Annotated in this window: 19 protein-coding genes; 5 read left to right on the top strand and 14 right to left on the bottom strand. The window is 63.6% G+C overall.

Translation table 11 applies throughout. From position 1 onward, the window contains the following. Positions 1 to 47 precede the first annotated feature (47 nt). Both AC1ECK_RS03735 and AC1ECK_RS03740 read right to left on the bottom strand, forming a co-directional pair. On the bottom strand, positions 48 to 1610 hold the full coding sequence (locus tag AC1ECK_RS03735) for a DHA2 family efflux MFS transporter permease subunit (RefSeq protein ID WP_480315996.1): 1563 nt from the start codon (positions 1608 to 1610) through the stop codon (positions 48 to 50). A 186-nt stretch (positions 1611 to 1796) separates the two neighbouring features. Beyond that, positions 1797 to 2333, bottom strand: coding sequence for a MarR family winged helix-turn-helix transcriptional regulator (locus AC1ECK_RS03740; RefSeq protein WP_480315998.1), 537 nt, complete (start codon positions 2331 to 2333; stop codon positions 1797 to 1799). A 288-nt stretch (positions 2334 to 2621) separates the two neighbouring features. On the opposite strand from AC1ECK_RS03740, the gene AC1ECK_RS03745 reads away from it, so the two are divergent. Together AC1ECK_RS03745 and AC1ECK_RS03750 are read left to right on the top strand one after the other, a co-directional pair. Beyond that, the gene (locus tag AC1ECK_RS03745; protein WP_480316000.1) at positions 2622 to 3005 is read left to right on the top strand and encodes a hypothetical protein; all 384 of its coding nucleotides are present in this window, start codon (positions 2622 to 2624) and stop codon (positions 3003 to 3005) included. Between the two features lie 298 nt (positions 3006 to 3303). Further along, positions 3304 to 4890 carry an efflux transporter outer membrane subunit gene (locus tag AC1ECK_RS03750; protein ID WP_480316002.1) on the top strand — a complete coding sequence of 529 codons (1587 nt, stop codon included), beginning with the start codon at positions 3304 to 3306 and terminating at the stop codon, positions 4888 to 4890. 17 nt (positions 4891 to 4907) lie between these two features. On the opposite strand, the gene AC1ECK_RS03755 is transcribed toward AC1ECK_RS03750, so the two are convergent. The 8 genes from AC1ECK_RS03755 to gspG all read right to left on the bottom strand — a co-directional run bounded on the left by AC1ECK_RS03755 (position 4908) and on the right by gspG (position 11479). Then, positions 4908 to 5687, bottom strand: coding sequence for a type II secretion system protein N (locus tag AC1ECK_RS03755; protein WP_480316004.1), 780 nt, complete (start codon positions 5685 to 5687; stop codon positions 4908 to 4910). Between the two features lie 22 nt (positions 5688 to 5709). Then, entirely contained in the window at positions 5710 to 6213 is a 504-nt protein-coding gene (gspM, locus tag AC1ECK_RS03760; RefSeq protein ID WP_480316006.1) for a type II secretion system protein GspM, read from the bottom strand. Then, positions 6210 to 7577: a type II secretion system protein GspL gene (gene gspL / locus AC1ECK_RS03765; protein ID WP_480316008.1), complete on the bottom strand. Its 1368-nt coding sequence runs from the start codon at positions 7575 to 7577 to the stop codon at positions 6210 to 6212. Before gspL ends, gspM begins: the two co-directional genes overlap by 4 nt. Before the next feature lie 28 nt (positions 7578 to 7605). Beyond that, positions 7606 to 8646 carry a type II secretion system minor pseudopilin GspK gene (gene gspK, locus AC1ECK_RS03770; RefSeq protein ID WP_480316465.1) on the bottom strand — a complete coding sequence of 347 codons (1041 nt, stop codon included), beginning with the start codon at positions 8644 to 8646 and terminating at the stop codon, positions 7606 to 7608. A 709-nt stretch (positions 8647 to 9355) separates the two neighbouring features. Beyond that, positions 9356 to 10033, bottom strand: a complete 678-nt coding sequence (locus AC1ECK_RS03775) for a PulJ/GspJ family protein (RefSeq protein WP_480316010.1) — start codon at positions 10031 to 10033, stop codon at positions 9356 to 9358. Continuing rightward, the gene (gspI, locus tag AC1ECK_RS03780) at positions 10011 to 10427 is read right to left on the bottom strand and encodes a type II secretion system minor pseudopilin GspI (protein WP_480316013.1); all 417 of its coding nucleotides are present in this window, start codon (positions 10425 to 10427) and stop codon (positions 10011 to 10013) included. Before gspI ends, AC1ECK_RS03775 begins: the two co-directional genes overlap by 23 nt. 1 nt (position 10428) lies before the next feature. Then, the gene (locus tag AC1ECK_RS03785) at positions 10429 to 10920 is read right to left on the bottom strand and encodes a GspH/FimT family pseudopilin (protein ID WP_480316015.1); all 492 of its coding nucleotides are present in this window, start codon (positions 10918 to 10920) and stop codon (positions 10429 to 10431) included. 94 nt (positions 10921 to 11014) lie between these two features. Beyond that, a complete protein-coding gene (gene gspG, locus AC1ECK_RS03790; protein WP_480316017.1) occupies positions 11015 to 11479 on the bottom strand; it encodes a type II secretion system major pseudopilin GspG in 465 nt (154 codons plus the stop codon). Positions 11480 to 11707: 228 nt separating this feature from the next. Here gspG and AC1ECK_RS03795 point away from each other — a divergent pair, with 228 nt between their 5' ends. Next, positions 11708 to 12130 (top strand): type II secretion system protein N, encoded by a 423-nt coding sequence (locus tag AC1ECK_RS03795; RefSeq protein ID WP_480316019.1) that lies wholly within the window; start codon positions 11708 to 11710, stop codon positions 12128 to 12130. Positions 12131 to 12168: 38 nt separating this feature from the next. Here the strand turns inward: AC1ECK_RS03795 and gspF are convergent, their stop codons facing one another. Genes gspF through gspD form a run of 3 tightly spaced genes read right to left on the bottom strand, consistent with a single transcriptional unit; the run spans position 12169 to position 17244 of the window. Further along, positions 12169 to 13386 carry a type II secretion system inner membrane protein GspF gene (gene gspF, locus AC1ECK_RS03800; RefSeq protein ID WP_480316021.1) on the bottom strand — a complete coding sequence of 406 codons (1218 nt, stop codon included), beginning with the start codon at positions 13384 to 13386 and terminating at the stop codon, positions 12169 to 12171. A gap of 4 nt (positions 13387 to 13390) precedes the next feature. Continuing rightward, positions 13391 to 14932 carry a type II secretion system ATPase GspE gene (gspE, locus tag AC1ECK_RS03805; protein ID WP_480316023.1) on the bottom strand — a complete coding sequence of 514 codons (1542 nt, stop codon included), beginning with the start codon at positions 14930 to 14932 and terminating at the stop codon, positions 13391 to 13393. Continuing rightward, a complete protein-coding gene (gene gspD, locus AC1ECK_RS03810; protein ID WP_480316025.1) occupies positions 14929 to 17244 on the bottom strand; it encodes a type II secretion system secretin GspD in 2316 nt (771 codons plus the stop codon). The genes gspE and gspD overlap by 4 nt, the downstream gene beginning before the upstream one ends. A gap of 517 nt (positions 17245 to 17761) precedes the next feature. Here gspD and AC1ECK_RS03815 point away from each other — a divergent pair. Together AC1ECK_RS03815 and AC1ECK_RS03820 are read left to right on the top strand one after the other, a co-directional pair. Next, positions 17762 to 18208, top strand: a complete 447-nt coding sequence (locus AC1ECK_RS03815) for a lytic transglycosylase domain-containing protein (protein ID WP_480316027.1) — start codon at positions 17762 to 17764, stop codon at positions 18206 to 18208. 128 nt (positions 18209 to 18336) lie between these two features. Then, entirely contained in the window at positions 18337 to 19608 is a 1272-nt protein-coding gene (locus tag AC1ECK_RS03820; protein ID WP_480316029.1) for a GTP-binding protein, read from the top strand. Between the two features lie 113 nt (positions 19609 to 19721). Here the strand turns inward: AC1ECK_RS03820 and AC1ECK_RS03825 are convergent, their stop codons facing one another. Then, positions 19722 to 20000 (bottom strand): HU family DNA-binding protein, encoded by a 279-nt coding sequence (locus tag AC1ECK_RS03825; RefSeq protein WP_074262967.1) that lies wholly within the window; start codon positions 19998 to 20000, stop codon positions 19722 to 19724. Between the last annotated feature and the right edge of the window lie 367 nt (positions 20001 to 20367).

Consider the following 20367-nt stretch of genomic DNA (forward strand, 5'->3'; position numbering starts at 1 on the left):
AGGCGGCGCCGCGCGTGCGCCGCTTGTGAGCAGGCGCGTGGCGCCGCTCAGTGACCCATCGACGGCCCCGCACCCTTGCGCGGCTTGGTGATCCACACCAGCCCAGCCAGCACGATGAAACTGACGCACGAAATCCGGAAGAAGTCGTTGGTCGCCATCATGTACGCCTGTTGCGTCACGGTCTGGTTCAGTTGCGCGGTCAGGCTCTGGCCGGCGAAACCGAGGCCCGTCAGCGCATCGCTATAAGCGTTCGTGTTCGGCGCGTAGGTGCTGACCGATTCCGTCAGCACCGCGTGATGATAAATCGTGTCGTTTTCCCAGAAGGTCGTGCTGATCGCAGTGCCGATTGCGCCCGAGAGCGTGCGGAAAAAGTTCGACAGACCCGAGGCGCTCGCGAGACGCTCGTCGGACACGCTGGAGAGCGTGATCGTCGTCATCGGCACAAAGAAGCAGGCAACGCCGATCCCCTGCACGAGACGCGGCAAGATCACCTGATTGAACGGCACATCGAGCGTGAAGGTCGAGTTCCAGAACGACACGAATGCGAACACGATAAAGGCGAAGCTCGCCACCATCCGCAGATTGAGACGGTGCATGTTGCGGCCGATCATCGGCGAGAGCACCAGCGCGAGTAAGCCGACGGGCGCCGTCGCCAGACCCGCGAGGCCGGCCGTGTAGCCCATCACCGTTTGCAGCCAGAGCGGGAAGATCACCACCGAGCCGAAGAACGCCATAAACCCGAACGAGATGATCAGCACGCCAAGTGCGAAGTTACGGTCCTTGAAGAGCGACAGATCGACGACCGGCTCCTTCTCGGTCATTTCCCAGACCAGCATGAAGGCAATCGAAATCACAGCGATGATCGCCAGCGCGACAATGAACTTCGAGTTGAACCAGTCGCGGTCCTTGCCAAGGTCGAGCATCATCTGCAGGCACGACACACCGATCACCAGGAGTGCGAGGCCGATCGCGTCGATTCGTTGCTGGGTTGTCTTCGTCTCGCGCCCGCGCAGCAGCAAAAATGCGCACGCCGCCGAAAACAGGCCGATCGGCACGTTGATGTAGAAAATCCACGGCCACGTGTAGTTGTCGGTGATCCAGCCGCCCATCACGGGCCCGAAGATCGGCGCGACGATCACCGTCATCGCCCATAGGCCGAGCGCTAGGCCGCGTTTTTCGGGTGGGTACGAGCGCATCAGGATGGTCTGCGAAAGCGGCACCATCGGCCCGGACACCAGCCCCTGAATCAGCCGGAAGGCGATCAGCGACTCGAAGTTCTGCGCGAAGCCGCACATCGCGGAGGCGATAGTGAAGAGCAGCACCGAGAGCGTAAAGAGGCGCACCTCGCCGACCCTGCGGGCGAGCCAGCCGGTCAGCGGCACGGCAATCGCGGAGGCGACCGAATATGACGAGATCACCCAGGTGCCCTGACTGGTGGCGACGCCGAGGCTACCGGAAATGGTCGGCACGGCAACGTTGGCGATCGACGTGTCGAGCACTTCCATGAACGTGCCGAGCGCAAGGCCGACGGTGAGCAACGCCAGCGTGCCGCCGGCGAGCGGGGCGGGTTCAGGGGCGGGTGCGGCAACTGCGGGAGCCGTAGCGGCCATGATTGAATCTCCTGTCGATCGGAGTTAGCGCTAAAGCTGTGACTCCGGTCCCATGCAAAGCTGCCGGCAAAAGCTTGACCGGGCATGCATATTTCGCCGCGAGACCTGATGGCTTGCATGTTCCGGCATCTTCTGCCCAGACAGATATTTACTTGAACCTCGACGCGGAAATCGCGCGTCTCGGGGTTACACCTCGCCGTCTTGCGGCGCCGGGAACTGCTCTGCTACCACTCGGGTCTCGCACGGCGTGAACCCGCATGCTTCTTCGCCGCAGCCCGAGCCGTTCGCAATCAGGCGGCCGAGCAGTTTCGTCAGCGTCACGATCTCCTCGGCGCTAAAACCTTGCAACTGCTCGTTCAGCACCGTCGAGCCGACGCGCGGCAACTGCTGGGCAACTTCGCGTCCGCGCGGCGTCAGTTCGAGCTTGACCATGCGACGGTCGGCATCGCTGCGCGTGCGGACAATAAAGCCTTTCTTTTCAAGGCGATCGAGCATGCGCGTCATCGACCCGCTGTCGTACGACATGGCGCGCGACAGTTCATACGGCGTATGCGCCCGCTCGCACGACAACATCAGGATCACGCCAATCTGCTGCGCGGTGAGCCCTAACGGCTTGACCGCCCGGTCCATCCGCTCGACCAGCACATTGCGCGCTTTCGACAGGTAATAGCCAAGACTCGACTCGAGATGAATCTCGTCGGCGTTGTAGGGACCGTCTGTCATCGAAATTCGCTTTGATACTTCAGTTGACGCCTGAGTGACTACAGCAGGAAGCTGACCGAATTTTAGCTGCCTAAGCAGACAAGTCAATCTGAGGTTTGGTGAGCTCGACTGTCACGCTGTCGAAAAAACAACACGGCAATCTGGCGTGATGAAGAGTATCTTGAAAATTAATTGCATAGTCAATATTATGACAGGCAACGAGTTACGCGCCACCAGCGCCACCCGAGACCATGTTCTGACCGCCTTGCCGCGCACCGTGCCTGCGCCGTGCGTAGAGGATTCCCCGTTATGCTGTACCTGAAAAACACCCTGGGCGGGCTGAGCCGCTCACTTCACGATTCCGCCGTGCAGTCCTTTCAAGGACCGAACCGCTGGTGGAAGCTGGCGCTGTACGTCGTCATGTTCGTGTTGCCGGGTGGATCGCTCGGGGTGTTGTTCTTTGCGTGGGTCGAGCATCGCCGCAACGGCAGTAAGGCCAAGCAGAGTCCGGCGGCGAGCGCTGCACCCGTAGTGGCGCTGCGCGCCGGCGCGGCAAGGGTGCTGGCGCCAGGAGCCGCTACCGCGCCGGGTCTCCCCACGGCCTCGGCCTGCCACGTCCGCGCCGACGCGCCGGCCTGCCGCGCCGCGGCAGGCAAACAGGCTCGCCAGGCTAGCGCCGATCTGCGCGCCTGAATTTCCCGCCTGAAGCCTTCGAGGGCGCGCCGCGCATCTGTTATGCGGCCACGTCGTAACGGCGCGTAACCGTCACCGCCGCGCCGGTTACACACCCGCAGCGCGCGGCGCATTACTCTTTCGGTTTGCCGCGCCGTCGGCGTCGCGTAAGCTACCATTCCGGATCGTCGCGACTTCCCGGCCCGTGTTGCCGGTTATTGCCAACGGGCCATCAGGGCGGCCGCCCGCCAATCCTTCCATGACCCGTGGATCTCTGCGCCGGGGTTTTGCGTCGGCCGAATCGACAGGAATTCATTGCATGCAGTTTGACCGAAGCTCGCGCGCGCGAACCCTTGCACCGCGCGCCCTGACCCTCGCCGTCTCCGCAACGCTGGCCACCGTGCTGGCCGGTTGCGCGGTCGGCCCTGACTACAAGCAACCCACCGCCAAGGTGCCGGCCTCCTATAAGGAAGCCGCGCCGGGCTGGAAGGTCGCGCAACCAGCCGATCAGCACGACCGTGGCGCGTGGTGGACCATCTACGACGACCCGCAGCTCAATGCGCTCGAAGACCAGTTGAACACCTCGAACCAGACCGTCGCGCAATACGCGGCCGCCTACCGCCAGGCCCGCGCGCTGGTCGGCGAAGCGCGCGCGGCGTATTTTCCGGTGATCAGCGGCTCGGCTGGCCTGACCCGCTCGGGCAACGGCTCGTCCGCCAGCACCTCGGGAAGCTCGCGTTCCAGCGTCAGCAACAGCTACAACCTGCAACTCGACGCCAGTTGGGAGCCGGACCTGTGGGGCAAGGTTAGCCGTACGGTCAGCGCGCAGGAAGCGAGCCAGCAGGGCGCTGCAGCAACGCTCGCCAACGCGCGACTGTCGGCGCAGGGCACGCTCGCCCAGACCTATTTCTCGTTGCGCTCGCTCGATGCGATGCAGAAGTTGCTCGACGACACCGTCGCTGCCTACGAAAAATCGCTGAAGCTCACGCAGAATCAGTATGCGCAGGGCGTCGCTGCGCGCTCCGACGTGATCCAGGCGCAAGCGCAACTGCAATCGGCTCAGGCCGCGGCGATCGACAACGGCATCGCCCGCGCCCAGGACGAGCATGCCATCGCCGTGCTGGTCGGCGAGCCGGCCTCGACGTTCTCGATTGCGCCGTCGCCGCTCACCGCCACGCCACCCACCGTCCCGGCGCAGATGCCGTCCGCGCTGCTCGAACGCCGGCCCGACATCGCGGCGGCCGAGCGTGCCGCCAAGGCTGCCAACGAGCAGATCGGCGTCGCCATCGCGGCGTTCTTCCCGTCACTGACGCTGTCGGCGACCGGCGGCTTCCAGAGCTCGGTGCTGTCGCAATTGCTTACCGCACCGGCGCGTTTCTGGACGCTCGGCCCGCAGCTCGCCGGCACGATCTTCGACGGCGGCCTGCGCGAGGCACAGACCAATGCGGCCCGCGCGACCTACGACGAGGACGTGGCGGTTTACCGTCAAACCGTGCTGGCAGCGTTTCAGGACGTGGAGGACAACCTCGCCTCGCAACGGATTCTCGCGCAGGAAATCGTCGTGCAGCAGCAGGCCGTCGCTTCCGCCCAGCAGGCGCTCGACATCGTCACGAATCAGTACAAGTCAGGCACCGTGGGTTACCTGAGCGTCCTGACTGCGCAAACCACGGCGTTCACTGCAGAGCAGAAACTGGCCAGTCTGGCGGGGCAGCGGATGGTGTCGTCGGTGGGACTCGTGAAGGCCCTCGGCGGTGGCTGGGATGTCTCGCAGATGGCGCGCGAGACGGGCAGCGTAGCCGCGCCAACGGCAGCCGCCAGTGCGGATGCAAAGGCAACCGGCGCAGCGGTTGCCCCTGCGGCAGCGCCCGCGCCGGCCGCGTCCAACGGATCCGGCTCAGCGGGCTAAAGGTTTCAACGAGAAGGTCAGCGAGCGAACGTCAGCGTCACCGTATTCGGACCGCTCGGCCGCCCGAGCAGATTCAGCAGGCCGGCGAGGTTATCGCGCTGCTCCGGGGCCGCGCTCGCCGTGCCGTTAAACGACGAGGCCGCACCGCCCAGCACGCCGTGGCCGTTCAGCATCAAGGGACCTTTCAGCGTCGAGAGATCGATCGTCGAACTGCCGCCTTCCGCCTGCACCACCACCCGGTAGGAACCAAGCGGCTTGACCAGCGAGACACGTGAGCTTGCGTCGCTCAGCGTGACCGTCAGTTGTCCGAAGGCTTGCTTGCCGAAGCTGCGCCAGTCGCTCCACGCGAGCCGCACGTCGCCCTGCAGATCGAGCGTGTTGAACGGCGCGCCGAGACCGGCGAGCAACGAGGCCGGCACGGCGATCGTCCCCTGCGACACCGTAGAACCGCGCCCAGTGGCATCGACGGTGATCGGGGTGGGCATCGCCTCGCTTTGCAGCATGGTCATCCGTACGCGGCCGGTGAAAAGCGGCCAGAACGCGGTATGCCATTCGATCCGGCCCGGCAGCAACGTCGAGGCGCTGGTGTCCGAGCCGGCGGCCAGCATCAGCGTGGCCGAGCCGTGCCACAGCGAGCCTGCCGGGTCGACCAGATTGACATGGCCGCCGCTTGCCCTGGTGAAGGCTGGCGTGATCCACGCCGCGGGTAATAGCACCAGCAATACGGTACCGCTCGATAACACCGCGACCAGCAGCCACGGCAGGGCAGCGCGCAAGCGCCGCATCCAGAAATTCATGCGAGATCCTGTGGCTGCACCGTCATTTCGCGGTCGACGGCTGCAGCGAGGCTGTCAGGTCGACCTGTCCATCGTCCTTGAGTGCGGTAATGTGCGCCTCGGCGATCTGCACCTTGAATTGCCGCCGCACGTCGTTCACCCACGTGGTCCAAACCGGGAACGACGCGTTTTTCAACTGGACCTGCACCGCATTGCCCAACAACTGCACCTGCAGCGGCGCGAGGCCGTGGTCGGTGAGCGAAGCGGTAAGGGCATCCTTGAGCGCGCCGCCGGTCGGCGTCACGCCTTGGGCCGCGCCCGACAGACGGCGCGCTTCCTCAGCCTGGGCGGTCATCTGCGCGAGTTGACGCTGCATCGCCGGCAGTGTTTCCCGCAAATGCGCGCGTCCGTCCTGGGCCGGAGCCCACAGGATCGACCACGCAATCACTACGCCCAACGCCGCGCCGCCCCATGTCAGCAGGTTCTTCTCGCGCTCGGTACGCCCGTCCCAGAATCCGGCCCATGTTTGAGCAAGTTCAGTTTTCATTGTCCGCTCCTGATGCTCCACTTGCCCGTATTGCTGTCGATCGCGCCGGCGAGGCCGTTGCCCGACAAGCGCTGCGCGAGGCCCGGGTCGACCTTGATTTCAGGCTTGAAGGTCACGTCGAGACGGTGATCGTGATAATCGAGCGCCGCGATCCCATTGACCGGCACCGGCCCAAGCGAGCGCGAGAGTCCGGCCGCGAGCGAAAGGAAATCGTCCGGCGACAGCTCACCCGCCGCCACGCGCAGTTGCTGCATCTGGCGCGACATCTGGTCGGGCGCGTCGAGCACGACAGTCGTTTTCGGGAAAGTGTTGAGCAACAACTCGGTCATCTGCGCGTTGATCGCGTCGCGTTGATGCGCGAGCATCAGCCACTGCACATTGGCGCCGATGATCGCGACCACCAGCGCGCCCGCGGCGAGCAGCACCGGCAAGCGCAGACGGCGCAGGGTGGCGCGGTCGAGACGCCAGGGCTGTGCTGCGAACTCGAACTGGCAGAGGTCGAAACGGCATTCGAGCGCGCGGCGAGCGAGCTTTTCGAACGGCAGCGGCTGCGCGCCGGCTATCTGGGCAGCGAGCTTCGCTTGTGCACTTGAACCCATGCCAGGTTCGTTGCCTGGTACTTCGGTGAGCAGATAGAGCGAGACCGGCGCGGCGCCGGACAGCGCCTCGAGGGTCGCGTTGACAGCCGTCGCGGGCACCGCGAGCCCTTCACCCTGGACGCCGCGCGCAATCGCCAGTTCCACGCGCGTGGTGCTGGACTCCTGGGTCATCTCGAGAAGCAGGGCGGGCGCAGTCGAGACTACGGTGCCGAGCACGGCCGCAACGACCGGCGACGGCGGCTCGACCTGCAAAGCGGCTGCGAGCTTGTCAGCCACGGCGGGCTGCGCGTCTGCTTCGGGTTGCGCAAGCGACGCGGTAGCGGCCGGCAGCGGCAAGCAGCGCGTGACCGGCACGGCGCGCATGCTGCGATGACCGGCCGTGGTAAAGGCTTCGCAAATGAAGCGGAACCAGCCGCGATCGACGATGGCGAGCAGATGCCGACCGCTGCCGAGCGGTTGCGGGTCGAGCGCGATATGACAGGTCTGCGGATCCTGGATCAGTTGATCCTCGACGATGTTCGGCAACGCCTGGCGCAAACGCGGCCCCTTCAGCGGGGGCAGGGTGGCGGGCATCATCAGGAGGTCGCGCGCGGCGACCATCAGGACCGTCGACGAGGCGCGCGGCAACAACGCGAGCGCGGAGCGGCCCGCGCGTTGCGTGCGGCCCGACTTGTCGAGCAGCAGGAACGGCAATTCCGGCAGTTGCCATTCCTGCGATGGCACCGCCGGGTCACGCGGCGGCAAAAGGACGATCAGCGTGCTCAAAGGCCACTCTCTCCGGGAAAAGCGTTATTCATAGTTGATCTTGTACGCGCACGATGCGGGTGGTGTGCGTCAGCGCATCGCGATAAACGAGGGTCGTGCGATCCACTTCCGCGCGTTCGTGATCGACACGGCCGTGGATGAAAAAGTAACTGGTATTGACGTCATAGAGACTGGAATCGATCGCCGTTTGCTGAACGCCGGTCGCTTGCAAGGCCAACAATACATCGCCGACGTTACGAAAGAACACCGTCGTGCGGCGCGCGACGAGCGCTTGCGCGGAGGACAGGTTCATCTCCGGCACGACGGCGGCGATCACTTCGGCCGGCGCGGTGTTCATGTTGACTGCCGTGGTGGTGGGCAGATAGGTCACGAACGGGCGCAGTCTGGCGATCATTTCCGGCGTGAAGCCGGGCACGTCGAGCAGCGAGTCGACGCGGGTCATCTGGAGCGGGGCGACATCGGGGTTGCTTTCGGTGTCGTCGAGGCCGGGTTTATCCGTGAAATTATTGCCGCCGATCGCGCCGCCCATGACGGGGGCGCCGGTAGCGCCGGTCGCCGCGGTTTGCGCCTGGAAACGCGTGGCGGATTGGGCCAGGCTATCGCGGATCTGAAGGGCGGCGGTTTTTGCCAACTGGCTGTTGAGGCTTAACAGGGCGAGCAGGCGCTGGAAGGCCTGGACTTGCTCCACGTTTACTTGCAGTACGCCTGGGGCCGGGCTCGAGACCAGGTTGCGCAGGTTGAATTTGCTTTGGGCGTCTTCGATCGAGCCTGATAGATAGGTTGAGGCGCCTTCGGCGGAGCGGACTTCGCCTATTTGGCCCAGGAAATCCGATAGGCGAGTTCGGGCTATGGGGACGCCCCATATGCCCCCCAGGTACGTGATGCCTGCTGAGGTGTCGCCTTCGGATCTCAAGATCAGTCTTGTCCAGTCTAAGGCGCCTCTGGAAATCCATTGGGCCTGGGATAGCAGGCGTTGGTTTTCTATCCGGCGGATTTGTACTTGCTGGCGCCAGAGGATGCCTGATACCAGGATTGCTGATAGGGCTACTACTAGTAATGCGCTGATTATGGCTACGCCGGTCTCGGTTTTTGTTTTTTGTTTGCCTGCGGCGGTTGTCGTTGTTCTTGGGGTGTTGGCCTTTCCTTGCTTTGTTATCGGTCTATTAGCTTCGCCCCTGTGCGGGGCGGCACTTACTTTCTTTGCCGCCGCAAAGAAAGTAAGCAAAGAAAGCGGGCTGACAACCGCCAGCCTGTAGGTGTCCACCACGTAAGCCACCTCGGAGGGGTCCGCACGAAGACCGGCCCTCGCACCACTCACGTTAGTGACACAGCACTCATCCATCCCGCCCTCGCACTCCGTGCGCGTCGGTTCGGCATAACCCTTTGTGGTTTGCAAGGCGTGCAGCCTGTTGGCAAAACCAGCAGTGGTTTGCGCGGGGCGTTGTGCCCTTCGGCGGGGCGCGAAGCGCGACGCTGGAGCGGATGACTGCTGTGTCACTAACGTGGGGAGATATGAGAGCAGGTCCTCGTGCGGACCCCTCCGTGTTGGCCTAAGTGGTGGACACCTAAAAGCTAGCGGGGTGAGCGGCTTTCTTTTGCCTACTTTTCTTTGCCGCGGCAAAGAAAAGTAGGTGCTGCCCCGCACAGGGGCGACGCTAATAGACCAAAAGCAAAACAAGGAAAGGCCAATGCCATAGGCAAACAGAAAAGCCTGCGCAGCAACAGGAGAGAAAGAAGAAAGAGCAAACCCCAACGGTAGTAAATCAACAAACATAAATTCACTCTCCGACGAGAAAAACCCGCGTAACAGGCCGCGCCAGCGAACTAGCCCCAATAATGACCTCAAGCCCCGTAACAGACCGCGGCAGCGGCGCATTGCCGAGCTGCGGCACTTTCAGGTTGTTATCGCTCTCGGTAATCGCGGCCTGCACATCCTTCATCTGCGTCGTCCACCCCACCTTCGGCACAAACAGTCGCGCATCGATCGAGCCAACGCCCCCCATCAAAGGCACCGCGCTCCAGTCGTCTCCCTCGCCGCCCCGCAGGGCCCGCCGCAACTCGCCAACATTGCCGAGCGGCGGCGATGCGTAGCGGATCACCCGGCCATCGGCCACCCGATACCGCACCACCTGCAAGCGTGGTGCCGTCTCCGGCATATCCAGTTCCCGCACGATCTGCAGGACATCGCCGTTCACCGACACCGCCGCTTGCCCCGATTCGTCATCGGTCGCGGCATGCCGCACATCAATGCGCATCTGGTCGAACAACTGCGCAAACACCCGCTCGTCTTCCATCGCGTTCGTAATCGTCTGGCGGCCACGGATGATCTGATCCAGGCCGCGCCACGACAACACCGCGATCACCGCCAGAATCGCAATCGCAACCAGCAGCTCGATCAGCGTAAAGCCATGCGCCGGCCGGCGGCCGCGGCGCTCAGAGCGAGCGGTTCGTTTCATTCGCCACCACCGTCACCATCTGGGCAAGATTGCCGGCGCGGCCCGGTGTCGTCACCAACACCTCAACGCGACGGAACACCGGATTCGGCGTCGCCGTCACCCGTTCCGTACAAAGCAACTGCAAATTCCCCTGCGAACAGTCAAAGCTGCTCGACCCCACATCCGGCCAGCTATGCGACAGCTTCAACTGCGCCAGCATGTTGTCCGCACTCCAGCCCGCCAACAACCGTTGATGCAACTCCACCTCGCTGCTCGCCAGATTGCCCACCGCGCGCAACGACGCCGCTAACGCCACCGCGATAATCGCCAGCGCCACCAGCACTTCGATCATCGTAAAGCCGCGCTGCGTCCCGCCGCATGACCGTGCGCGCACCTTCCCGAGCGGGCCGCCCATCTCAACGCACCTCATAGCGGCCATTACCTGTACCTACGATCGTCGCCTGTCCCGCGGCGGAAAACAGCGTGACCTGGACCGGCGCGTCGATGCTCTCCGTGCCGAACACCACCCGCGGCGGATGCATGTCCGAACCCGGATAGTCGATCGTCACGCTCGTCACGCCACCTTCCCAGCGGCGTGGTCCAAGCAGGTCGTCGCGCAACGGACGCCAGCCGTCATCGGTATGCATGTCGAATCGAAAACCGCCGTCCAACGGTTGCCATGCAATAGGCCGTGCGCGGACCTGCGCTTCATCGCCAGCCGATTCGAACAGCAAGGCCAACCGTTGCGCTTCTTCATTCAGATCCGTGCGCGGATTGCGCGTCATCGCGATCGACGCCAGCGATACCAGCAGCCCGGCAATCACCAGCACCACCAGCATCTCCAGCAACGTGAAACCCGCTTGCCGCGGCATGCGCTGACGATGCGCGCCGCATGCCCTGTGCGGCATCCTCGCCGCACGCGCCGCGGCAACACGAAACTTGCAATCGGGCAGGGACATGGTGCCGGCGTCAAGCGAGAGAGCGGGTAACAAGCTCAAGCGGTTAGTCCCACGAGCCTATGTCGGCGTCGTTGCCTTCACCACCTGGTTTGCCGTCGGCGCCGTAGCTGAAGACGTCGATTTCACCGTGCACGCCAGGGTTCAGGTACTGATACGGATTGCCCCACGGATCGTTCGGCAAGCGCTCTAGATAGCCGCCGTCCTTCCAGTTGTTCGGCACCGGATCGGTGGTCGGCTTTTCGATCAGTGCGCGCAGCCCCTGGTCCTGGGTCGGATAGCGGCCGTTGTCGAGACGGTACAGCTTCATGGCCTGCATGATCGTGCCGATGTCCTGCTTCGCAGCAACACGACGCGCCTCGTCCGGACGGCTCATGATCTTCGGTACGATCAGCGCGGCCAGAATCCCGAGAATCGCAATCACCACCATGATTTCGATCAACGTAAAACCGCGTTGACGGCGGTTACGCAGACCCGCAATTTCGGTGCGGCGAGTGGTCCACATTTGCATAGCTTGCTACCTCTTTTCAGGAAGATTTTCGTGTCAGGCGAGTGTTGCGCAAACCAGGGTCCGGGCGCGATTTAACACTGCCGTTCAGTCATTTTAATGTCATGCAGTTGAAGGGTTGTGAGAAAACACCGGGCCGCCTTACGTTTTCTCAATCCCTCGGGGGGCCTGGCGCGAAGCGCCAGGTTAGGGGCGCTTTCAACCAACGCAAAATTCACAATAGTCCGTACAATGATGTGCATGAACGCCATCCAGATCCGCCTTCTGTCGCTCGCGCTCTTCGCCGTATTCTGCGCGACGCTTACCTACTGGCTCGTCACGCTCACCGCGCTGCGCGGCGGTCCGTTGCCGGCGGCCGCCGTGCATGCGCCGATCTCGGTCGAACAGGCGGCCACGCTGTTCGGCGGGCAACTGCAGCGCAGCGCCAACCAGGACGTGAGCCTGTTCGGCATTCTGTCGCTGCAGGAAGGTGGCGCTGCCATCATCAGCGCGGGTGGCCAACCGCCGCGGGCCGTCGCGCTCGGCAGCACCATCATGCAGGGCGCCAAGCTCTACGAAGTGCGCCCCCGTTCGATCATCATCGACCGCAACGGCGTGCATTCCGAAGTGTTCCTGCCCGCCAACCCAGCCGGTCCCACCATCTACGTGCGTTGAGTCAGCCATGCGGCCGCAATCGCGGCCGCCGCGCCGCCTCACTGCACCAGGTTGTTCAACTCGATGATCGGCAGCATCACCGCCAGCACGATCACCAACACCACGCCCCCCATCGCCAGAATCAGCAACGGTTCGAGCAGGCTCGTCAGGAACATCGTGCGCCGTTCCAGTTCGCCCGCTTCGCCTTCCGCCGCGCGGTCGAGCATCGTCGTCACGTCGCCGGTCGCTTCACCTGAGCGAATCAGGTGCACCAGCACCGGCGGAAACGTCCGCGTATTGCCCAATGCGCGCGACAGCGACGTGCCTTCGCGCACCCGCACGATGGCGTCGTCGATGTTGTCGCGCATGGCCCGATTGCTGAGCGTTTCGCTCGCTGCCTGCAGCGCGCGCAAGATCGGCACACCAGCGGCCGTCAGGATCCCGAGCGTGCTGGCAAAGCGCACCGTGTTATAGCCGCGCACCAGCTTGCCGAGCAGCGGGGCGGTCAGGAGCCAGCGGTCGAAGGCGAGACGCGGGCCCGGCTGCGCCAGAACCGACCGCACGAGATACGCGAGCAGTGCGACTCCGATCAGCACCGCCCACCACCATTTCCGCACGAAGCCGGAGAGCGCCATCATCATGATGGTGAGAAACGGCAACTGCTGCTTGGTGCTGGTAAACACATTGACGACCTGCGGCACCACATAGCTCAACAGGAACGTGACGATGCCGAAGGCGATGATCGTGACGATAGCCGGATAGGTGAACGCCAGTACGATCTTCTGCTTGAGCGCGTTGCGCTGCTCGATGTAGTCGGCAAGGCGCGACAGCACCAGGCCGAGCTTGCCCGTGTGCTCGCCCGCCGCCACCAGCGCGCGATAGATCTCCGGAAAATCTTTCGGATGCTGCTGCAGCGCATTGGCGAGCGAGTGGCCGCCGAGCACTTCCGCGCGAATCGACGCCATCAGTTCGCGGATGTAGTCGCGCTCCGACTGTTCGGTCAGCACGGCGAGTGCTTCGTCGAGCGGTAAGCCGGCGATCAGCAGACTCGCCAGTTGGCGCGTGAGAATCGCCTGCTCGCGTTGCGACAAACGCCGCCCGAGCGAGAGCCGCTGATTGCGCTCGCCGCGCGTGCGGCTGGCGGCCGGCTCGACCAGCAGCGGCGTCAGTCCCTGGCCGCGCAGATGGGTACGGGCGCCACGCGCACTGTCCGCGTCGAGTACGCCTTTTTGCGCCTTGCCCGTCGCATCGATCGCTTCGAAACGAAATGCCGGCATGGACTTAGGCTCCGCCCGTCACGCGGATCACTTCCTCGAGCGAGGTCAGGCCCGAAGCGAGCCAGCGGTCGGCGTCCTCGCGCAGTGTGCGCATGCCCCGGCTGCGACCAGCGGTGAGGATCTCCGAATCGGCAGCGTTACGGTGAATCAGCGTACGAATCGCGTCGTCGATCAGCAGCAACTCATACACGCCGCGCCGTCCCGCATAGCCGGACTGGCCGCATTTGTCGCAACCCACCGGATGCCATTGCACGCGGCCGTCTTCATCCGTGCGCTCTTCGCGGCACACCGGACAGAGCCGGCGCACCAGCCGCTGCGCCAGCACGCCGAGCAGCGAGGACGCCAGCAGATACGGCTCCACGCCCATGTCGGTCAAACGCGTCACGGCCGAAGCCGCGTCGTTGGTGTGCAGCGTCGCCAGCACGAGGTGACCCGTCAGCGAGGCCTGCACGGCGATCTGCGCGGTTTCCAGATCGCGGATTTCACCGATCATGATGATGTCCGGATCCTGCCGCAGGATCGAGCGCAACGCCCGCGCGAAGCTCATGCCGATCCGCTCGTTGACCTGGGTCTGGCCGATGCCGGACAGATCGTATTCAATCGGATCTTCGACGGTCATGATGTTGGTCGTCGCAGTCTCGAGGCGCGACATCGACGCATACAGCGTGGTTGTCTTGCCCGAGCCGGTCGGCCCGGTCACCAGCACGATACCGTGCGGGCGGCCGATCAGCTTGTCGAATTTCACGAGCGTGTCCGGGCCCATGCCGAGCGCTTCGAGATTCAGACGCGAAGCATCCTTTTCCAGCAGACGCAGCACCGCACGCTCGCCGTGCCCGGTCGGCAGGGTCGACACCCGCACGTCGACCGGCCGGCCACCGACGCGCAGCGTAATGCGGCCGTCCTGCGGCAAACGTTTCTCCGCGATATCGAGCTGCGCCATGATCTTGATCCGCGAGATCAGCGCGCCGTGCAGCGCTTTCTTGGGCCGCACCACGTCGCGCAAGGTACCGTCGACACGGAACCGCACCACCGAGGCATTCTCGAACGGCTCGATATGAATATCCGAAGCCTGTTCGCGAGCCGCCTGGGTGAGCAGGGCGTTGATCATGCGGATGATCGGCGCATCGTCTTCCGATTCCAGCAGGTCCTCGACCTCGGGAATCTCCTGCATCAACCGCGACAGATCGACTTCGCCTTCCACCTCGCCGACCACTTGCGCGGCGGTGCCGTCCTGGCGCGCGTACGCCTGGTTGATCGCCAACGAGAGTTCGTCCGCCGGCAAACGCACCACCGTCAGCGCGCCGAAATTGCGCGCCACTTCGGCAAGTGCCGCATCGCTCGTGCGTTCGCTGATCCAGACTTCCAGTGCGTCGGCGTGCTGATGCGCAACCAGTATCTGGCCGCTGCGCGCAAAGCCATACGGCACGAGTCGCGCGGCGACCGCCGACGGCGTGATGCGCTCGGCAGGTTGCCCGGCAACCGCGGCACCGGCTCGCGCCGCCGCGGATGACGCAGAAGCTGACGGCGGCGTGGACGGCGTACTCACGGCTGCACTCCCGGCGATGCCGTGGAAGATGCGGCCGGTACAGGGCTGGCCTGCACGGCGCCGTTCGTTGCCGGCGCGGAGGTCGCCGGTGCGGGAGCGGGCCGCGGCGCCATCTGCTGACGACGCATCGCGTCGAGATTGAACAGGTTCATCTCGGCCGATCCGCCCTCGGCCGGACCAATCGGCTTCGGCGGAACCACCGGGTCGTCGTTGTCCTTGATCAGGTTATTGTCCGACTTGTAGGCACCCTGTACGCCCTGGATATAGTCGTAGCGGTTCGACGTGACGGCCTGCGCGGTATTGCGATCGCTGATGATCACGGGGCGCAGGAACACCATCAGGTTGGTCTTGTTGCGGCTCTTCGATTCCGAGCGGAACAACTGGCCGATCCACGGAATATCGCCCAGCAGCGGCACCTTGCTGTTGCTGACCTGGTAGTTGTCCTGCATCAGGCCGCCCAGCACGATGATCTCGCCGTTATCGGCGAGCACGGTCGACTGGATCGAACGCTTGGTGAACTCCGGGCCGGCCGGGTTGGTCGCCGCGTTGGTCGTGCCGTTGACGATCGCCGAGTCTTCCGTGTAGAGCTGCAGCTTGAGAATCCCGCCGTCGGTGATCTGCGGCTTGACGTGCAGCGTCAGACCGACATCGACGCGGTCGTAGGTATTGAACGCGCTGCTCGCGGTGCTGCTCGTGAGGTTCGAATACGAACCCGTCTGGATCGGCACGTTCGTGCCGACCACGATCTTGGCTTCCTCGTTGTCGAGCGTGATGAGGTTAGGTGTCGACAGCACGTTTGCGTCGGCGGTCTGCGAGAGCGCCTGCAGCAGCGCACCCAGTCCCTGCACACCGAAAATGTTGTGCACCCAGCCGACGTTGAGGCCTTGCTGGAGATTCGAGGCTCCAAGCGCTCCCGCCAGACCGCCGGTGGTCGCCGTCGCGGCCGCTGCGGTCAGATTGATGATGCTGTTGCCGGTGCCGGTGGCCAGGTTGGTGCCGGCAAGCACCGAACCGTTTGCGACCTGCCACTGAATCCCGAGATTGGCGTTCGTGTTCGAGTTCAGCTCGACGATCAGCGCCTCGATATAGACCTGGGCGCGCCGCGCATCGAGCTGGTCGATCACCGCCCGCAGGTTGCGGTACACCGGCTCGGGCGCCGTGATGATCAGCGAGTTGGTCGCCGCGTCCGCCTGGATCATGCCGCCCGGTTGATTCTCTTCCTTGTCCTTGTCGCCGCCAAGCAGCTCGCTGCTGGAACCATAGCCGCCGCTCGAGCCCGATGTCCCGCCGCTGCCGCCGAGCGGTGACGAGCCCGAGCTGCTGCCGAGACCGCCAGACGGCAGCGGCGGCGTACCCGAGGTGCCCGTCGAACTGCTGCCGTACGAGCCGCCGCCACCCTGGTTGAACGAATTCGCACTGTTCGAGGCGCCGCTCGACGAGCCGGAGTCGCTGCCTTTACCGAGCATTCCGCGCAAGGTCTTGGCGAGCGTCGCGGCGTCGGCGTTGCGCAGCGGCACGACGTGCATGTTGCCGGGCACGGCGCTCGGTGCATCGAGCTCCTTCGCCAGTTCCTTCGCGGCTGCGAGCCGCGAGCCGTTCGAGGCGCGAATCAGCAGCGAGTTGGTACGCGGGTCGGCCGTGATCGATACCTTGAGCGTCGCATCGGTGGCGCCGATCGCGCCCGGATCGAGCATCTTCGACAGTTGCGGCGCGATGTCGAGTGCATTGGCATTCCTCAGCGGCACCACCTGGACCTGGGTGCCCGCAGCCGTATCGATACCCGCGATGATCTGCCCGATGCGCCGCACGTTGTCGGCGTAATCGGTCACGACGATCGTGTTGTTGGACGGGTAAGCCGCCACCGTGTTGTTCGGAGAAATCAGCGGACGCAGCACCGGCAGCACGTTATTGGCCGATTCGTTCTTGAGCTGGAACACCTGCGTGATCACCTGATCGCCGCTCGCCACCGGCGTATTGCCGACGTAGGTCGGTACGCCCTGCAGCTTCGCATCGGCCTCCGGCACCACCTTCAGCACACCGTGATCCTGCACCAGCGCAAAGCCTTGCATCCGCAAGGCGGACTGCAAGGTCTTGAGCGCCTGGTCTTCGGGCACCGGGTTTTCGGAGACGAGATTCAACTGACCCTTGACGCGAGGGTCGACGATGATCGTTTTGCCGGTTGCGGCGCCAATCGCCTTGGCCACCTGATCGATGTCGGCGTTGACGAAGTTGAGTGTCACCTGAGCGTGTGCGATCTGCGCAGTGATCAATCCAGCCACCAGCAGCGCCGTTGCGACGCGACGCAATGCCATACGATTTCTTCTCATGGAGTGTGATGTCGATGCCGAGCGCCGAAGCGATCGACTGTCATGCGCAACGAACATAGGCGCGAACGAGAGGGTCCTTCGGCCTGCTCGCGCCCCCTCGGATGCGGGCAACCCAGACTACCTTTCAACCTATGTCCAAAAAGAAATGAACAGTAACAGCTTTTCATGTCGGATTTGTCACAAAACAACAGCTCCGGTGCGATTACTCTAATCAGCCATGCACACTGTCAAACTTTTGAAAGCTCTAGTAGGGACTTACTCAAGCGTTTTGCCATGTTCGTTTTTCGCGAGCTTATGTCGGGTAGCTAACTTGACGCTCGACCACCTGCCAGTATCATAGGGGCCGTTCTCCCTGATGACCGCCGCTTGCCTACACGGGTTTTCCCCGATGTCTGGCACAGGCTTGCTGTTGGCGGGTTTGCAAGCGATTGGGAGCGCATGCTACCCATGCAGAACGCCTTACGTAATCTTACCTTCGTGAATTGTTTAGTCATCTTGACCGATGAAACTGGCCTTTGTCACCGTTGGCGCGGTACTCGCTACGCTGCTCGCAGCGGGGCCGGCACACGCCGACTGTTTCGATGAAGCGGCCCGCTATCAGAAGGTCAACCCGCTGATCTTGCGGGCCATTGCCTGGCAGGAATCGCATAACCGGCCCGAGGCGCTGCATAAGAACGCCAATGGTTCGACCGATTACGGCCTGATGCAGATCAACTCGATCCATCTGCCCACGCTCGCCCAGTACGGCATCTCCAGCAACACGCTGATGGAGCCGTGCAAGAACGTCTATATCGCCGCCTGGCATCTGCGTCAGCAGATGAACAAGTACGGCAACACCTGGCAAGCTGTCGGCGCCTATCATTCGGAAACACCGGCATTGCGCGACAAGTATGCGCAACAAATCGTGGCTATCCTGCAGAAGTGGAACCTGATGCGCGCCTCGCGCTGAGCGTGGGCGGCGCGGTTTTGGGCGACCGGCGTGGGTTTGATGCACAATGCAGCTTCGTGCTGCCGTCGGCCATGCGTCTCGCTTGAACGTCCGGCACGCCTCCTAATCCTCTCCGTTTCCGTACTGCGATGAACCAGCCGACCTTGCCCGTCACCGTGCTCTCCGGTTTTTTGGGCGCCGGCAAGACCACGCTCCTGAACCATATTCTCGCGAACCGCGCCGGGCTGCGCGTGGCCGTGATCGTCAACGATCTGGCCGCCGTGAATATCGATGCGAGCCTCGTGCGCGATGCCGCCGCGCTCTCGCATGTCGAAGAACAACTGGTCGAGATGACCAATGGCTGTATCTGCTGCACGTTGCGCGACGACCTGCTGACCGAGATCCGGCGCCTTGCCGGCGAGCAGCGCTTCGACGCCATCCTGATCGAATCGACCGGCATTGCGGAACCCATGCCGATCGCCGAAACCTTCACCTTCGTGGACGATGACGGCGCCTCGCTCTCCGATGTCGCGCGGCTCGACACGATGGTCACGGTGGTGGATGCGTTCAACTTCCTGCGCGACTACGCCTGCGCCGACGCGCTCGCCGAGCGCGGCATTGCCGCGAACGAAGAAGACGACCGCACGCTGGTTGAATTGCTGATCGAGCAGATCGAGTTCTGCGACGTGCTTGTCGTGAACAAGGCGGATCTCGTCAGCGCGGACGACCTCACGCGCCTGCAACGGATTCTGGCGCGCATCAATCCGCGAGCAGTGCAGGTGGTGAGCCGTTTCGGCGTGGTGCCGCTAGATGAAGTGCTGGATACGAAGCGCTTCGATTTCGACGAGGCATCGAGCGCGCCCGGCTGGCTCGAATCGCTGCATCACGAACACGATCACAGCGGCGAAGCAGACGAGTTCGGCATCGGCAATTTCATCTATCGCGCGCGCCGGCCGTTTCATCCCGAACGTTTGTGGGCACTCCTGCACGAAGAGTGGCGGGGCGTGCTGCGCAGCAAGGGATTTTTCTGGCTGGCCACCCGCAATGACATTGCCGGTTCGCTCTCGCAAGCCGGCGGTGCATGCCGTCACGGCCCGGCAGGGATGTGGTGGGCGGCCCAGGATCGCAGCGAGTGGCCCGACGGCGATGACGAGCTCGCCGCGGAAATCGCCGCCGACTGGTACGGCGATGCGAACGATTTCAGCATCGGCGACCGTCGTCAGGAACTGGTGATGATCGGCGTCGGTATCGAACCCGCCGTGTGGCAGGCGAAGTTCGATGCGTGCCTGTTGAGCGACGATGAGTACGCGTTGGGCGCGCAAGGCTGGCAACAATTCACCGACCCGTTCCCGGCATGGGACCTCGACCCGGAAGAAGACCACGATCACGGCGAAGGTGAGATTGTCCATCACCACCACTGAGCGCACGCCGTAAAACCTCACGGCTAAACGCCAGGTCCGCGCACGGCATGCGCCATGCGCGGGCGAAAAAAAACCCGCCTGTGGCGGGTGTCAACATCCAAGCAGTGATGTGCTTAGCGCTTGTTGACTGCGTCCTTGAACGCCTTGCCAGCCGTGAACTTGACGGTCTTGGCGGCCGGGATCTTGATGGTCTCGCCAGTCTTCGGGTTGCGGCCCGTGCGTGCTGCGCGCTTGCCCGAACCGAAGCTACCAAAACCGATCAACTGGACCGCGTCACCCTTCGACACAGCCTTCTTGATGACTTCGAGCAACGTGTCCAGCGTTTCGCCGGTTTGAGCCTTGCTGGCGCCCGTCTGACCTGCGACGGCGTCGATCAGTTCCTGTTTGTTCATTAAGGTTCCTTTCTGGTTTAGGTTGACACGAACAGCGCGAACGCGCCGATTATACGTGCGCGGGCCGCGCCGTCGAGCAGCTACGGCTCCCGAGCGCGCCGGACAAACCCGTGGGGCAGGTCCGGCAAAACGGCCGTGCTGCCGCTTCCCTTCGCGGCGCTTGCTATGATAGCGCAGCGCAAACCCAATCTGGATAAGGGTTTCGAAGAATTACGCGGTTGCCAGGCGAAGTTAGGCAAGAAATGACGATTTTTGTTATTCCTGGAATCCAAACGGGCGCCAAAGCGGGGCTTTACGGGGGTCCGGCGTTGGTTTTTGCCAACGCTCCACGCGTCGAGCGACCCGCAATCGCCCGCTGCGCGATGGC

It is taken from the genome of Paraburkholderia sp. SSBN10T (genome assembly GCF_056619545.1).

Excerpts from the sequence above, each read along its gene's own strand:
- AC1ECK_RS03735 (WP_480315996.1), bottom strand. The coding sequence starts at position 1,610 with ATGGCCGCTACGGCTCCCGCAGTTGCCGCACCCGCCCCTGAACCCGCC.
- AC1ECK_RS03740 (WP_480315998.1), bottom strand. The coding sequence starts at position 2,333 with ATGACAGACGGTCCCTACAACGCCGACGAGATTCATCTCGAGTCGAGT.
- AC1ECK_RS03745 (WP_480316000.1), top strand. The coding sequence starts at position 2,622 with ATGCTGTACCTGAAAAACACCCTGGGCGGGCTGAGCCGCTCACTTCAC.
- AC1ECK_RS03750 (WP_480316002.1), top strand. The coding sequence starts at position 3,304 with ATGCAGTTTGACCGAAGCTCGCGCGCGCGAACCCTTGCACCGCGCGCC.
- AC1ECK_RS03755 (WP_480316004.1), bottom strand. The coding sequence starts at position 5,687 with ATGAATTTCTGGATGCGGCGCTTGCGCGCTGCCCTGCCGTGGCTGCTG.
- gspM (WP_480316006.1), bottom strand. The coding sequence starts at position 6,213 with ATGAAAACTGAACTTGCTCAAACATGGGCCGGATTCTGGGACGGGCGT.
- AC1ECK_RS03775 (WP_480316010.1), bottom strand. The coding sequence starts at position 10,033 with ATGAAACGAACCGCTCGCTCTGAGCGCCGCGGCCGCCGGCCGGCGCAT.
- gspI (WP_480316013.1), bottom strand. The coding sequence starts at position 10,427 with ATGGGCGGCCCGCTCGGGAAGGTGCGCGCACGGTCATGCGGCGGGACG.
- AC1ECK_RS03785 (WP_480316015.1), bottom strand. The coding sequence starts at position 10,920 with ATGCCGCACAGGGCATGCGGCGCGCATCGTCAGCGCATGCCGCGGCAA.
- gspG (WP_480316017.1), bottom strand. The coding sequence starts at position 11,479 with ATGCAAATGTGGACCACTCGCCGCACCGAAATTGCGGGTCTGCGTAAC.
- AC1ECK_RS03795 (WP_480316019.1), top strand. The coding sequence starts at position 11,708 with ATGATGTGCATGAACGCCATCCAGATCCGCCTTCTGTCGCTCGCGCTC.
- gspF (WP_480316021.1), bottom strand. The coding sequence starts at position 13,386 with ATGCCGGCATTTCGTTTCGAAGCGATCGATGCGACGGGCAAGGCGCAA.
- gspD (WP_480316025.1), bottom strand. The coding sequence starts at position 17,244 with ATGGCATTGCGTCGCGTCGCAACGGCGCTGCTGGTGGCTGGATTGATC.
- AC1ECK_RS03815 (WP_480316027.1), top strand. The coding sequence starts at position 17,762 with ATGAAACTGGCCTTTGTCACCGTTGGCGCGGTACTCGCTACGCTGCTC.
- AC1ECK_RS03820 (WP_480316029.1), top strand. The coding sequence starts at position 18,337 with ATGAACCAGCCGACCTTGCCCGTCACCGTGCTCTCCGGTTTTTTGGGC.
- AC1ECK_RS03825 (WP_074262967.1), bottom strand. The coding sequence starts at position 20,000 with ATGAACAAACAGGAACTGATCGACGCCGTCGCAGGTCAGACGGGCGCC.